This is a genomic window from Streptomyces sp. NPDC050423 (genome assembly GCF_040655445.1).
Classification (GTDB): Bacteria; Actinomycetota; Actinomycetes; order Streptomycetales; family Streptomycetaceae; genus Streptomyces.
Map to the genome: position 1 here is coordinate 33,928 of NZ_JBFAJY010000037.1, position 13,801 is coordinate 47,728.

Consider the following 13,801-nt stretch of genomic DNA (forward strand, 5'->3'; position numbering starts at 1 on the left):
CAGTAACGTCCCTGTGATCCGGACTCTAGCGCGCGGGAACACGTTCCGGCAGGGGGTGACCCGGGCCCCGGTTGTCCACAGCCCTGCGACGAGTGGACCCCTGGCCAGTAATCTCAGCGCCCATGGAGCAGAGGCATCTCGGCCGCACCGGCCTTCGAGTGTCCCGGATCGGGCTCGGCACCCTCACCTGGGGCCGGGACACCGACGAGCACGACGCTGCCGAGCAGCTGAAGGCCTTCTGGGAGGTGGGCGGCACCCTGGTCGACACCGCGGACGTGTACGGCGACGGCGAGTCCGAGTACCTGCTCGGGCACCTCGTCGACAGCCTGGTGCCGCGGCGCGATCTGGTCATCGCCACCAAGGCCGGCAGCGTGCCCGACCCCCACCGCAGGTTCAACGGTTCGCGCGGGCATCTGCTGGCCGCCCTCGACGCCTCGCTGTCCCGGCTCGGCACCGACTACGTGGACCTGTGGCAGGTGCACGCCTTCGACCCGGTGACGCCGCTGGACGAGACGCTCCAGGCACTCGACCTGGCGGTGTCCAGCGGGCGCGCCCGGTACGCGGGGGTGTCCAACTTCTGCGGCTGGCAACTGGCCAAGGCCGCCACCTGGCAGCTGGCCTCGCCCGGCGTGCGGACCCGGCTGGCCAGTACGCAGATGGAGTACTCGCTGCTGCAACGGGGCGTGGAGCGCGAGGTGTTGCCGGCGGCGCTCGACCTCGGTGTCGGGCTGCTGCCGTCGTCGCCGCTGGGCCGGGGCGTGCTGACCGCCAAGTACCGCACCGGCACCCCGGCGGACTCGCGCGGCGCCTCCGAACTGCTGGCCCCGTTCGTCGAGCCGTACCTCGACGACCCGGCGAGCCGCATCGTGGACGCCGTGGCGACCGCGGCCGACGGGCTGGCCACGACGCCGCTAAAGGTGGCGCTCGCCTGGGTGCGGGACCGGCCTGGAGTGGTGGCCCCGATCGTCGGCGCGCGCAACGCGCGGCAGCTCGCGGAGGCATTGTCAGTGGAGGCGCTTAGTCTTCCTGACGAGATCTGCCGCGCGCTCGACGATGTGTCGGCGCCCGTGCACCGCTATCCCGACCAGGACTGGAGCACGCTGTGACTGCGCTTCCCCGGGGGGAATCCCCCGGCCCCTCGGCCACCGACGACGACAGCGTTGTCGCGGACGCCTCCACGGACTCCCCGGCCGAGGAGTCGGCCGCCGGGACCGACGAGGCGACCGCCGAAGCGAGCGACGACGCGACCGATGACGAGGCGGAGGCCGGCACGGACCCCGCCGCGGGGACCGGCGGGAGCGCCGGCGGCGACACGGCCGCTGCCCCGGCCGTCTCCGAGGCCGAGGCGGAGCTGGCCGCCCAGCGCGAGCTGCTGGAGCGGATCGAGAAGCGCAAGGCCGAGAAGGACGGCCCCATCCCCGCCGGTACGAAACTGAGCGGGCCGGCCGCCGATCTGCTGGCCGCCGTACGCGCCGTGGAGAGCGGCGAGAAGCCGGGAGCCGCGTTCTTCGACTCCCCCGCTCCCACCGCACCCCGCCGGACCGTCCCCGCCCCGCCCCCGGTCCGGGAACGGGCTCCCGAGTCCGTCCGCGCCCCCCTGGGCGCCGCTCCCGAGGCGGTCGCCGCCGTGGCGGCCGTGCTGGCCGCCGGCGGGGCTCCCGAGAGCCTGGCCGCCCCCGCCGCCGGAACGCTCGGCGCACAGGCGGCCGACGCCCTGCGCGAGGACCCCTGGCAGTTGCTCTCCCTCCCCGGCGTCGGTCCCGAGCAGGCGGACGGCTTCGCACGGGCGCTCCTGGGCGACGCGTGCGGCCCCGACGACGAGCGGCGTACCGCGGCCCTGGTCGGCTGGCTGCTGGAGCGCGCCGCGCTGCAGGGCCACACCGCGCTGGACGCCACGGAGGTAAGGGCCGCGCTCGCCGGGCGGGCGGTGGCCGACCCCGAAGGGGCCGTGCTGCACGCGGTCGCCGAGGGCGTCGTCCTGGTCTTCCAGGACGGCCCGGAGGACGAGGAGACCGAGGAGTCCGAGGAACCGGCGGAGGCCAAGGACACCGGCGAGGGCTCGGAGGCCGGGGACGGGCGGGAGCCGGTGCAGGTGCTCCTCGGACTCGACCGGTACGCGCTCGCCGAGGAGAGCCTCGCGGATGGGCTGGCCCGGCTGGTGAACGCCTGCGAGAAGGACGCCGACTGGTCGGACGCCGCCTCGTCGGCGCCCTCCCCATCGGCCGCCGAGCTGATCCGTACGGCCGCGGCCCACGGGCTCGTCGCGCACACCGGCGGCGAGGCGGCCAAGGCCGAGCCCGCCGCACTGATCGCGGCGGCGAGCGGCCTCGGTCTGCGGGCGCTGGGCGCCACCCACAGCGTGGACGGCCGGCAGCGGCTGGCCGAGGCGGTCGGTGACCCGTCGGCGGCCGTCACACTGGCCGGGCTGCTCTCCGGATCCGAGGGCCCCGGACGGGACGAGGAAGGCGCCGTGGCCGTCGACCTGCTCGTCGTGCTGGACGCCCCGCAGCTCGACGTCGAGACCGGCGCGATGCTGGTGGAGGCCCTCGCCGACGGGACCCGTCTGGTGCTCAGCGGCGATCCGGGCGTGCTGGGGTCGGCGGGTGCGGGGCGGGTGTTCGCCGATGTGCTGGCCGCCCGCGCGTGCCCGCAGATCGTCTCCCGTACGCCGGACCCCGGTCCGATCGGTGAGCTGGTCTCCGGCATCGGCGTCGGGGAGCTGAACCAGGTGGCGGCGCCGGGCCGGGAAGTGGTGATCGTGCCCGTGCGTGACGCGGGCGAGGCGGTGCACCGCACGGTGCAGCTGGTCGCCGACTCGGTGCCGCGCGCCATCGGCGTGCCGTCGTCCGACACCCAGGTGATCACCGTCGGCCACGGCGGATCCGCCGGCACCCGGGCGCTGAACGAGGCGCTCAAGCAGCGGCTCAACCCCGGCCCCGGACAGTTCGGCGGATTCGACCCGGGCGACCGGATCGCCCATGTCCCCGCTCCCGGCAGGACCGTGCCGGGCGTAGTCGTCTCGGCCGATGCCGAGGGCCTGCACCTGGACTGTGCGGGGAGCGCGGTCGTCGTGCCGCAGGAGCGGGTGGAGGCGTCCGTGCGCCACGCCTGGGCACTCAGCGCCCATCAGGCGGCCGGGATGCGGTGGCCCGCGGTGGTCGTCGTGCTGCCCGGTGACGCGGCGCAGGGGCTCAGCCGCCCCTGGGTCTACACCGCCTTCAGCCGGGGTGAGCGGCATCTGTCGGTGGTGCACGGGGTGGATCAGGCCCTGCCGCGCGCGGTCGCCCAGTCCCCCGCGCAGGACCGCACCACCCGGCTGCGCACGCTGCTGGAGGCGTCGGACGGGTGAGACCGCAGGGCCGGGCGAATGCGTCGCGCATCCGCCCGGCCCTGCGGCACGGCACCGGTCACCGCGGGACGGTCACGGCCGGACGGGCACGGCCGGACCGGTCAGGAGCTGTCCCTCGCCGGACCGTCCGGCTCCCCGTCCAGCTCGTCCTCGTCGAAGACGGCACTGACGTCGAACCGGCAGATCACCAGCTGCGGGTCCGCGTCGTCGAAGGGTGCGCCCAGCCACTCCCCCGGCTCCGGCAGTTCGTCCGCCGCCGCGACCCAGAGGGTGGAGTCGCCCTCCTCAAGGCCGAATTCCGTGTGCCGGGACGCGATCTCGTCCGCCTCGTACTCCCCGAACAGCACCCCCAGCGCCGCGTGGACGCTGCTGCCGACCACGGCCGCGCTCTCGCTGCCGCGGTCGTCCGGGTCCAGGTCCGCGAGTCGCTGCGCCTGGGCGAGCAGCCGCTGCGGCTCCGCCACCGCGTAGTCGCGGCGGATCAGCACACTGAGTGCGTTCGGCTCCTCGGGACCGCTGTAGGGCGGCAGGGAGTCCTCCGCGCCCGGAATCTCGAAGGGGGTGACCTCGTCATGGCGGTCGTAGAGGAGTTCGTCATAGACCTCCGCCGCAGCGGCCAGTGCGTTGAACGCGTCGTAGACAGCGGGGTCGTCGTCCCCGGAACGGCGTTCGACCGCGTCGAGGTGACGGTCGAGCGCGGCCTTGACCGCATCGGCGGCGGCGCGTACCTCGGCAGCGGATGGCTTCGCAGCATCAGACATAGGGCAGACGCTATCCGTACAGGGGCTCTGCCCGCACAATAGATGCGATGCCGGAATACGAATTTGTCGACGTGTACGTGCCGCGCGGGGTGTCCCGGAAGGAGACGACCCGCCTGCTGACCGACCATGCGGAGTACGGGCACTGGGAGTTGGACCGGCTGTCGCTGCGTCGCGACGGCAGCCGCCGGGTTCGGCTGCGTCGCCGGATCATCCGCCAGCTGCGGGCCACCTGGTGAAACGGAGCGGGCCCCGCTGCCGCGGGGCCCGCTCCCTTCGCCGTTACTGTGCCTGGTGCCCGTTCTCCTAGGCGGCCTTGCCGCGGCGGTAGAGCACCGTGCCCGCGCCTGCCAGCAGCAGACCCGCGCTCGCCGGGATCAGCAGGTCGAGCCCGCCCGATCCGGTGTGTGCGAGCTGCGGGGTGCCCGGGGGCATGCTCTGCGGCTCCGGCACGTTCGGGACGGTGCGCGGTCCGGGTGCCGGGGGCGCCTCATGGGTGACCGGGGTGACCGGAGGGGCCGGAACGTCGACCTGCGGCGTGCTCTCGTTCTCGCACGTGTTGCCGAAGCTGGGGTTCAGCAGCCCGACGATGTCGATGCTGTTCCCACAGGCGTTCACGGGGATGTCGATGGGGACCTGGACCTGGTTGCCCGAGAGCAGACCGGGTGAGCCCTGTGCGTACCCCTCCGCCGTCGCCCCGCCCCCGTTGTCGCTGCGGACGGCCCGGTGCTTGCCGGTGCCCGTCCGGGCCCCCTGGCCGCGGTCGTCCGACGCGCGGCTGCCGGAGGTCCGGCTGTCCGGCGCGTGGGCGCCCGACGTACCCGCGGTCGATCCGGTCCGGCCCGCGGCCGCACCCCCCGAACCGTTTTTGCACGTGTTTCCCATGGCCGGGTTGAGCAGTCCGACGACGCTCACGGAGTTACCACAGACGTTCACCGGTACGTCGACCGGGATCTGTACCGAATTCCCTGAAAGCACCCCCGGGGAATTCGATGCGACGCCGGACGCTCCCGCGTCGGCGTGCGCGTAACCGCCACTGAGCGCGAGTACGCCGCCCGCAGCCGCCATGGTGATCAGGCCTTTACGCGTGACCTGTCGCATAGGTTGTTTCCTGCCTTCTGCCTTCCGGAATACCCCCGGACTTGACCGTGCGGAGGCAAAGGACCCGACGGCCCCGGAGCACATGGCGCGCGCTACGGGGCCGACCGGGCTCAAACCCTTGCGGGTTGACGCACAACGTCAGGCGTTGACGCAGGTGTTGCCGAAGGTGGGGTTCAGCAGCCCGATCACGGAGATGGTGTTGCCACACACGTTCACGGGGACGTGAACCGGAACCTGGACGACGTTGCCCGAGAGCACGCCGGGGCTGCCGATAGCGGCACCCTGGGCGCCGGAGTCGGCGACGGCCATGCCGGCACCCGCGAGCACCAGACCACCGGTGACAGCCGCAGCGGCGACGATCTTCTTGATCATTATTCCTCCTAGTTGGCAAATGCGGTCCCAGCCGCGGACCGCATCACCTGTAACGAGGAGAAAGCAATCGGGCTACGAGCAGGAAGCCCCTTTCACTCATTCCGGTCTGTACGCACACGCTGTCGATTAACTCGGTGCGAGGTCAGCTGTTGTCGATGAAACGGTCGAGAACCCGGACGCCGAACTTCAGGCCTTCGACCGGCACCCGCTCGTCCACGCCGTGGAACATGCCCGCGAAATCGAGCTCCGGGGGGAGCTTCAGCGGGGCGAATCCGAAGCAGCGGATGCCCAGGTCGTCGAAGGACTTGGCATCCGTACCGCCCGAGAGCATGTACGGGACCGCGCGGGCGATCGGGTCCTCCGCCTTGAGCGCGATCTGCATCGCGTCCACCAGTGAACCGTCGAAATCGGTCTCCAGTGCCTTGTCGCCGTGCACGTCCTCGCGCTTGACGCGCGGGCCGAGGATCCGGTCGAGGTCCGCCAGGAACTCCTGCTCGTACCCCGGCAGGAAGCGGCCGTCGACATGCGCGGTGGCCTGCCCGGGGATCACGTTCACCTTGTAACCCGCGCCCAGCATGGTGGGGGCGGCGGAGTTGCGCAGGGTGGCGCCGACCATCTTGGCGATGCCGCCCAGCTTGGCCAGCGTGGCGTCCATGTCCTCGGGGTCCAGCGGCGTGCCCAGCGCGTCGGACAGCTCGTCCAGGAAGGACCGCACCGTCTTGGTCACCCGCACCGGCCAGTTGTGCCGCCCGAGCCGCCCGACCGCCTCGCACAGCTCGGTGATCGCGTTGTCGTCGTTGGTCATGGAACCGTGGCCGGCCGTGCCGTCCACGGTCAGCCGCATCCAGTGCATGCCCTTCTGGGCAGTCTCCACGAGGTAGAGCCGCAGGTTCTCGTTGACGGTGAACGAGAAGCCGCCGACCTCACCGATCGCCTCGGTGACGCCCTCGAAGAGGTCGGGGTGCTTGTCGACGAGATAGCGGGCCCCGTAGGTGCCGCCCGCCTCCTCGTCCGCGAGGAAGGCCAGCACGATGTCCCGCGGGGGCTTGCGGCCGCTGCGCATCCGCTCGCGCACGACCGCGAGGGTCATCGCGTCCATGTCCTTCATGTCGACCGCGCCGCGGCCCCACACGCAGCCGTCCGCGATCTCGCCCGAGAAGGGGTGGTGCGTCCAGTCGTCGGCGTTCGCCGGGACGACGTCGGTGTGGCCGTGGATCAGCAGGGCCGGCTTGGAGGAGTCCTCGCCCTCGATCCGCGCCACCGTGGAGGCGCGGCCCTTGTGGGACTCGAAGATCTGCGGCTCCAGCCCGACCTCGGCGAGCTTCTCGGCCACGTACTCGGCGGCCAGCCGCTCGCCGGGCCCCGAATGGTCCCCGTAGTTACTGGTGTCGATCCGGATCAGATCACGACAGAGGTCCACGACCTCGTTCTCGGCGCTCTCGCCCGAGCCGGTCCGGGCCGCTCTGGTCTCGCTCACGCTGGTTCCTTCCACTGTCGCTGTGGTGCTCCCCCTCATCCTCCCGCGCCCGGCCCGCACACCCAAGGCCCCCCACCTCTCGTCATGCGCCCTTCACACAGACCCGGGCGTGATCGAGCACCTCTCAATGTTTGCTATGGTTTTCCACGTCGGAACGGGCAGCGCCCGCGAGACAGACACCTGGTCCGGGTGGCGGAATGGCAGACGCGCTAGCTTGAGGTGCTAGTGCCCTTTATCGGGCGTGGGGGTTCAAGTCCCCCCTCGGACACCAGCAGAGACCCCACTCCGTGTGGGGCTTTTCTGTTTCTCGGGCGGCGGCGTGCTCTCGCGCCCGGCGGTCAGGACGGCTGGACCTGGTCGAAGAGGGCCAGGGCTTCGGCGGGGTCCGGGCTCACGAGGCGTTCCAGACCGGCCGCCGTCATCCTCGCCCACCTGCCGGCCCGTGCCCACATCTGTTCCTCGAAGGCGCGGACCGCCTCGTCCAGGTCTCTGGTGCCGGTGGCGATGGACTCGGCGAGTTCGGCGCCTTCCAGCATCGCGAGGTTCGCACCCGCCCCCAGAGGGGGCATCAGGTGGGCGGCGTCGCCCAGCAGCGTCACCCCGCGGACGTGGGTCCAGGTGTGGGACACGGGCAGGACGTGGAGGGGGCGGTGGGCGAAGGCGGCGCCGTGGCGGATGAGGTCGAGGACGGGATCGGCCCAGCCGTCGAACAGGGCCAGCAGACTCGACCGCACGGCCTCGGCGTCGGCCAGGTCCACGTCCCGGTTCGCGTGCCAGTCCAGCGGCGCGCGGAACTGGGCGTACACCTTGACGTGGCCGCCGCTGTTGCGCTGGGCGACGAGGGCCCGGTTCACGCCGTACACGGCCACGGAACCGTCGCCGACCAGCCGGGCGAGATCGGGGTGGCAGGTGTCGATGTCGTCCAGGGAGGTCTCGACCAGGGTGACGCCGGTGTAGTGCGGCGTCACAGGCGAGACGGCCGGGCGGATCCGGGACCAGGCGCCGTCCGCGCCGACCACGAGGTCGAACGCCTCCTGCCGCCCGTCCGCGAAGTGGACGAGTGCGCCGTCCCGGGTCCCCGGCACCACCCGCGTCACGCCCCGCCCCCACCGGACGTCGAGGGGGCCGAGCAGCAGGTCACGGAGTTGGCCGCGGTCGATCTCGGGATTGGCCCGGTCCTCCGGACGGGGTCGCCAGTCCCGCAGGACGGTCCCGTCCGTGTCCAGGATGCGCATGGCCTGCCCCTCGGGGCGGGACAGCTCCTGGAACTCCGTCAGCAGCCCCGCCTTGTCCAGCGCGAGCTGCCCCAGCCCTTCCTGCAGGTCCAGCGTGCCGCCCGGGGGGCGGGCGTCGGGGGCGGGATCACGTTCGAGGAGGGCGACGGGGTGACCATGGCGGTGCAGGACACGGGCGAAGGTAAGGCCGGCGGGACCGCTCCCGACCACGGCGATGCGATGTCTCATGTCGATACACTGTATTTTCTCGATACGGTGCATCGCAAGCGTACGATGTGACGCATGACTGTGTGGGACCGGCCGGAACCGCCGATTCGCCCCGTGCCGCTCGACCGGGAGCGGATCGTCGCCGCCGCCGTCGCGCTGGCCGACGAGGGCGGACTGGAGGCTGTGTCGGTGCGCAAGGTCGCCGCCCGGCTGAACGCCGGCCCGATGCGGCTGTACGGCTACATCTCCACCAAGGAGGAGCTGTTCGACCTCATGATGGACGAGGTCCAGGCGGAGATCCTCCCCGAGGAGCGGCCCGATGACTGGCGGGAGGCGCTGCGCGTCCTCGCCCACCGCACCAGGCAGGCCGCTCTCCGTCACGAATGGCTGGCCGACCTCCTCGGCGGCCGCCCGGCCCTGGGGCCGAACGGCCTCGCCGTGGGCGAGGCCACGCTGTCCGCCCTCGACGGCCTCGCCGACATCGACACCGTCATGCGCGCCGTGGAGACCGTCAGCGCCTACTTCACCGGCGCGATCAGGCGAGAGATCGCGAACCTGCGGGCCGAGCGCGCCACGGGCCTGACCAAGCACGACTGGCAGCGCGCCCGAGGCCCGCATCTGACGGCAATGCTGGCCACGGGCCGCTTCCCGGCGCTGTCCAGGGCCGTGTACGACGGCACCGACGTGGACGCCGAGGCATCCTTCACGACCGGCCTGGACTGGGTCCTCGACGCCGTGGCCGCCAGACTCACCCGGCCGCCGGCATGACGCTCAGCTCACGGCAGCGGCCGGATCCCGGCCGCCACCTCAGCCTCCGGCCAGAGTGCGGTCCAGGAGGGGCAGCAGGCTGTCCCAGTGCCGCTTCAGCCCGGAGGCGCTGAACGCGTCGGTGTCGGACATGGTGAAGCCGTGGACGGTGCCGGGGTAGATCTCGGAGGTGTGGCTGACACCCGCGGCGTCCAGGGACCGGTTGAGGTCGAGGAGCGCCTCGGGCGTCATGTCGCCCTCGGCGTGACCGAGGTACACCTCGGCGGTGAGCCCGGAGAAGAGGCCGGGCCCGTCGGCGCCCACGGGGGCGTGGAATCCGGCGACGGCGGCCACCCGGCCCGGGTGGGCGGCAGCGGTGCGCATCGCCAGGAGACCGCCGATGCAGTATCCGGTCACCGCGACCGGACCGGCAGCGACCTCGGGCCGGGTGGTGAGGAACCGGAGGTAGGCGTCGGCGTCGCTCAGGACGCGTTCAGCGGTGTGCGCCTGGATCAGGGGCATCACCTGGGCCATGACCCGGTGCCGGGCCTCTTCTCCGATGTGCTCGGGAAGTTCGATCACCGGCGCCGGGCCGTGCCGGTGGAAGAGATGGGGGACGAGTACGTAGTACCCGTGTCCGGCCAGTTCGCGAGCCATCTCCCGCAGCGCGGGCCGGATGCCGAAGCCGTCCGCGTACATCAGCACCCCTGGGTGCCGCTCGCCGCGGTCGGGGAAGGCGGCGAAGGCGTCGGCCTGACCGTCCGCGGTGGGAATCCGCAGCATCTTGGTGGGCATGGGTCTCTCCTGTCGTGGTTGACGTATCGATCTGTGGTCAACACGACGGGAGGCGGTGCCCGCGCGGCAGCGCCGGATCCTCGATCGGACAGCGGGCCGATACCGGCCCGTACAGCGCTCAGTGGAGCGCCGGGTCGCCAATCCGTGTGTGGCGCAAGGCCGTCCCGGTAGTCATCGCCGCGCAGCGTAGCCCACCGGTCCGGGGCGACACCAGCACGCAACTCCACCCTTGTGGACGCGTCGTACCCGCCGCCGGGGTTGGACGCCTCGGGGTGGCGAACGGCCGAGGTGTCGGGACCCTGGGGTGCTGAATCCCTTTCGGTCCGGTTGGCTCCAACCCTCTTTCCTGCCACGGCAGGTGACGCCGTAGCATCGGCGCTCTGCTGTGTCCGTCGCGGTTCACTAGGGGTAAATGTCATGGTCAGCGGGGGTAAACGGCGGGCGGCGGTCCTTGCCGGAGTGGTCGCCGGGGCGGTGCTCGTGTCCGGCATCGGCCTGTGGGCGACCGATAGTCGGCCGTTCCTCGACACCTACTGCTGGGGCGCGTGGGAGCAGAACAGCGGCGCGTCGTTCCTCGGTGACGAGGCGCTCGGCAAGTCCGGCTCGGCGCGGCGGGCCACCGAGTCCGCGCCGCCCTCGGCCGGCCGGCCGCACGGCACCTGCACACTGGCGGTGACCTCCGAGGTCGAGGACGACGACTCGGACCAGCCGCTCACCTTCAAGGAGCGGATCACGCTGGAGTACGGGCCTGTCCCCGCCGGCGCCAAGGAGCGCCGGGCCTGGATAGCCCAGTACTTCCACGGCTCGGCCTCGCCGCTCCCGGACGGACTCGACGGACTGGTCGCCGTTGACCGGGCCATGCTCGTGCTGCCCCGGGAGTGCGACGCGGACGGCAGGCCGTCGGCCGTGACGATCCGGAGCGAGAGCTCGGGCGACGGCCATCTCGGCAAGGTGGCCATGCCGTTCGCGATCGGCAACACCGCCGCTGTCGGCCGGATGCTGCTCGACGCCGCCAACACCACGATGAAGAAGGCGGGTTGCGCACCGGGCAAGCCGCTGCACGCGACGTCGCCCCTGGTGACGGTGGCCGAGGACGACGAGCGGGCGGAGAGTCCGCTGTGCCGGATACCCGGCATGACCTTCGACTTCGGCGAGGGTTCGCGCTACCAGCAGCAGGTGGGCACGGTCACCGACCGGCTCCAGACGTGTTCGGTGGTGTGGCAGACCGCGCGAGCGCCCGACGAGCCGTCGGCGCAGTACGTGATGGCGCGCCGACCGCGCATGGTCGCGCTGTTCGACGGCCTTCCCGCCGGCGCCGACCACGGCCTGCTGCGCAGGACCTGCGGGGGTCGTCCGACGGTGTTCTACGGAAACGTGGAGACCGGCCTGAAGGGCCGGGGCAGACCCGACGACCGGCGGGTGTTCGACCGCTTCGCGGAGTCCGTGGGCCAGCGCATCGGGTGCGGGGACGGTGAGGACGCGTGAGCGAGGACAAGCACCCCGAAGGCACCGGACCCGAGGGAACCGGACCCACCGTTCCCGAGGGCACGGGCCCCGACGGAACCGGAACCAGCGCCCCCGAGGGCGGCGGCACGGACCGGGAGGAGCCCGCCGTCCCGGCGGACGGCCGCCCCTCCTTCGTGCGCCGTCTGCTGCGGAGCCGTACGGCCCGTGCCGCCACCGCCGCCGGTCTGGTCGGCGCGCTGCTCGGCGCCGGTGCGGTCGCCTGGCGCACCGACACCCTCCCGCTGCTCGGGCCCGCTCCCTGCTGGGACTCGCTCGGCGGCGGCACCGTGTCGGAGCTCTTCGGCGACCGCAGGATCGAGGTCGACGAGCAGTCGCTGCAGAAGAGCCGTCAGGGTGACGGGCTGTCGTACGGGCAGTGCCGCATCACCAGTTTCAAGAATGACCGGGCCATCCGTCAGCTGACCGTCAACGTGCACCAGCTGGACGGCCTGAGAGGGAGCGACGGAAGGCAGTGGCCCGAGGAGTTCCTCGCGGCCGGCATGGTGTCGCTGGGCGAGGGGCTCCCCGGCATGGTGTCCTCGACGCGCGGCTGGCTGGCGCTGCCGCAGGGCTGCACGGGGCGCGGCGAGTTCTCCGGACCCACCGTGGTGGACGTCGGCATGGGCCGGGCGGGCCTGGAGATCTCGACGGAACTCGCGCGGGAGGACCGTGTCGCTCTCACCGACACCCTGGTGGAGGCGGCCAACGGGGTCATCCGGTCCTTCGGCTGCTCGGGCAGCTACCGGTCACCGCGGTCCCTGCCGGCCGTCGTGACCTGGCAGGACGCCGACGCGTCGGCCCTCTGCGGCACCAAGGGGCTCGCCCTGCCGGCGGCGTACCGCAAGGAACTGTCGCGCACCCGTGTCGGCGGCGGCGACGGTCCGGCCCGGGTCTGCGAGGTCGGTGGCAGCTACCGCGACCCCGTGCTGCGGATGACGACGGTGGTGGACCCGGCGCTGGCCGAGATCTACTCCTGGGACGCGCTGCGGTCCGGCGCTCCCGTCAAGGGCACCACGGGCTACGGGAAGCTGGCCGGGAACCGGGCGGTGTACCGGGCGTCCTGTCAGACCGGTCCCGTGGTGTTCGTGGTGGAGCAGCTGAGGCAGACGGGCAAGGGCGACTTCGCGCTCACCGGTGATCTGCTGCCCGGCTATGTCACGGCGGAGGCCGGGCGCATCGGCTGCGGCGCCGAGAAGGTGACGCTCCCGCGCGCCTGACGGGTCCGGCGCTCCGGGCGCCGTTCCTGTGGAAGGATTCCCGCACCATGAGAACCAGCACCCCGGGGCCGGGCGGAACAGCGGGCGGGCCCCGGTGAGGGGCCGCGCGAAGCCTCCCCCGTCGCCCCTGCCGCAGCGTGACGGGATCGATCCGGTCCGGGTGCGGCTCCCGGAGGACCCCGACGGGCAGTGGCCCACGGTCCGTGATCACCTGCTGGCGCGGTTCGGCGAGGCGATCGGGGCGGACCGGGTCGACGCCATGCTCGCGGGTGGCCTGTTCGTCTCGGTCCGGGGCGCGGTCACGGGCCGGGAGCCGTACGGGGCGGGCCGGTACCTCTGGTTCCACCGGGACTTCGCGCCGGAGGAGCCGGTGCCGTTCCCGGTCGGTGTCGTGTACCGCGACGAGCACCTGGTCGTCGCGGACAAGCCGCACTTCCTGGCGACGACGCCGCGCGGCCGGCACATCACGCAGACGGCGGTGGCCCGGCTCCGCCGCGAGCTCGGCGCTCCCCTGCTGCAACCGGCGCACCGGCTGGACCGGCTGACGGCGGGACTGGTGCTGTTCGTCGTCCGGCCCGAGGAGCGGGGCGCGTACCAGACGCTGTTCCGGGACCGCCTGGTGCGCAAGGAGTACGAGGCGGTGGCGCCGTACGACCCCCGGCTGGTCCTCCCGCGCACCGTGCGCAGCCGTATCGTGAAGGAGCGCGGGGTGATCGCCGCCCGTGAGGAGCCGGGCGAGCCGAACAGCGAGAGCCGGATCGAGCTGCCGGAGCACCGGGAGGGGCTCGGGCGGTACCGGCTGCTGCCCGCCACCGGGCGGACGCATCAGCTGCGGGTCCATATGAACAGCCTGGGGCTGCCGCTCGTCCATGACCCGGTCTACCCGGTGGTCGAGGCGGAGGGTGCGCCCGACGACTGGTCGCACCCGCTCCAGCTGCTGGCACGGGTGCTGGAGTTCACCGATCCGGTCACGGGAGGGCCGCGCCGCTTCGAGAGCGGGCTGCGGCTCTCCGCGTGGCCGGAGGGGTGAACTCCGC

The 13,801-nt window shown here is 72.5% G+C and carries 13 protein-coding genes and 1 tRNA gene; 8 read left to right on the forward strand and 6 right to left on the reverse strand.

The genetic code is table 11. The features are described 5' to 3' along the window. Positions 1–122 precede the first annotated feature (122 nt). Both AB0I52_RS24920 and AB0I52_RS24925 read left to right on the forward strand, forming a co-directional pair. Positions 123–1,106 carry an aldo/keto reductase gene (locus AB0I52_RS24920; RefSeq protein WP_363076058.1) on the forward strand — a complete coding sequence of 328 codons (984 nt, stop codon included), beginning with the start codon at positions 123–125 and terminating at the stop codon, positions 1,104–1,106. Beyond that, positions 1,103–3,349, forward strand: a complete 2,247-nt coding sequence (locus tag AB0I52_RS24925; RefSeq protein ID WP_363076060.1) for an ATP-dependent RecD-like DNA helicase — start codon at positions 1,103–1,105, stop codon at positions 3,347–3,349. Before AB0I52_RS24920 ends, AB0I52_RS24925 begins: the two co-directional genes overlap by 4 nt. Before the next feature lie 101 nt (positions 3,350–3,450). On the opposite strand, the gene AB0I52_RS24930 is transcribed toward AB0I52_RS24925, so the two are convergent. Then, positions 3,451–4,110 (reverse strand): hypothetical protein, encoded by a 660-nt coding sequence (locus AB0I52_RS24930; RefSeq protein WP_363076062.1) that lies wholly within the window; start codon positions 4,108–4,110, stop codon positions 3,451–3,453. A 47-nt stretch (positions 4,111–4,157) separates the two neighbouring features. Here AB0I52_RS24930 and AB0I52_RS24935 point away from each other — a divergent pair, with 47 nt between their 5' ends. Then, positions 4,158–4,346 carry a DUF5703 family protein gene (locus AB0I52_RS24935; protein ID WP_250970632.1) on the forward strand — a complete coding sequence of 63 codons (189 nt, stop codon included), beginning with the start codon at positions 4,158–4,160 and terminating at the stop codon, positions 4,344–4,346. Between the two features lie 67 nt (positions 4,347–4,413). On the opposite strand, the gene AB0I52_RS24940 is transcribed toward AB0I52_RS24935, so the two are convergent. The 3 genes from AB0I52_RS24940 to AB0I52_RS24950 all read right to left on the reverse strand — a co-directional run bounded on the left by AB0I52_RS24940 (position 4,414) and on the right by AB0I52_RS24950 (position 7,057). Continuing rightward, positions 4,414–5,208 carry a chaplin gene (locus AB0I52_RS24940; protein ID WP_363076064.1) on the reverse strand — a complete coding sequence of 265 codons (795 nt, stop codon included), beginning with the start codon at positions 5,206–5,208 and terminating at the stop codon, positions 4,414–4,416. 138 nt (positions 5,209–5,346) lie between these two features. After that, entirely contained in the window at positions 5,347–5,580 is a 234-nt protein-coding gene (gene chpH, locus AB0I52_RS24945; protein WP_136328227.1) for a chaplin ChpH, read from the reverse strand. A 142-nt stretch (positions 5,581–5,722) separates the two neighbouring features. Next, the gene (locus AB0I52_RS24950; RefSeq protein WP_363076066.1) at positions 5,723–7,057 is read right to left on the reverse strand and encodes a M20/M25/M40 family metallo-hydrolase; all 1,335 of its coding nucleotides are present in this window, start codon (positions 7,055–7,057) and stop codon (positions 5,723–5,725) included. A gap of 183 nt (positions 7,058–7,240) precedes the next feature. Between AB0I52_RS24950 and AB0I52_RS24955 the strand changes: the two genes are divergently transcribed. Next, positions 7,241–7,328 (forward strand) — tRNA-Leu (locus AB0I52_RS24955). Between the two features lie 67 nt (positions 7,329–7,395). On the opposite strand, the gene AB0I52_RS24960 is transcribed toward AB0I52_RS24955, so the two are convergent. Then, entirely contained in the window at positions 7,396–8,520 is a 1,125-nt protein-coding gene (locus AB0I52_RS24960; protein ID WP_363076068.1) for an NAD(P)/FAD-dependent oxidoreductase, read from the reverse strand. A gap of 54 nt (positions 8,521–8,574) precedes the next feature. On the opposite strand from AB0I52_RS24960, the gene AB0I52_RS24965 reads away from it, so the two are divergent. Continuing rightward, entirely contained in the window at positions 8,575–9,267 is a 693-nt protein-coding gene (locus tag AB0I52_RS24965; protein WP_363076070.1) for a TetR/AcrR family transcriptional regulator C-terminal domain-containing protein, read from the forward strand. Positions 9,268–9,306: 39 nt separating this feature from the next. On the opposite strand, the gene AB0I52_RS24970 is transcribed toward AB0I52_RS24965, so the two are convergent. Next, the gene (locus AB0I52_RS24970; protein ID WP_363076072.1) at positions 9,307–10,041 is read right to left on the reverse strand and encodes a dienelactone hydrolase family protein; all 735 of its coding nucleotides are present in this window, start codon (positions 10,039–10,041) and stop codon (positions 9,307–9,309) included. A 417-nt stretch (positions 10,042–10,458) separates the two neighbouring features. Here AB0I52_RS24970 and AB0I52_RS24975 point away from each other — a divergent pair, with 417 nt between their 5' ends. The 3 genes from AB0I52_RS24975 to AB0I52_RS24985 all read left to right on the forward strand — a co-directional run bounded on the left by AB0I52_RS24975 (position 10,459) and on the right by AB0I52_RS24985 (position 13,794). After that, positions 10,459–11,526: a hypothetical protein gene (locus AB0I52_RS24975; RefSeq protein ID WP_363076074.1), complete on the forward strand. Its 1,068-nt coding sequence runs from the start codon at positions 10,459–10,461 to the stop codon at positions 11,524–11,526. After that, complete coding sequence (locus tag AB0I52_RS24980) at positions 11,523–12,764, forward strand: hypothetical protein (RefSeq protein ID WP_363076076.1); 1,242 nt, start codon at positions 11,523–11,525, stop codon at positions 12,762–12,764. The genes AB0I52_RS24975 and AB0I52_RS24980 overlap by 4 nt, the downstream gene beginning before the upstream one ends. Positions 12,765–12,858: 94 nt before the next feature. Further along, positions 12,859–13,794 carry a pseudouridine synthase gene (locus tag AB0I52_RS24985; protein ID WP_363076078.1) on the forward strand — a complete coding sequence of 312 codons (936 nt, stop codon included), beginning with the start codon at positions 12,859–12,861 and terminating at the stop codon, positions 13,792–13,794. Positions 13,795–13,801: the final 7 nt, after the last annotated feature.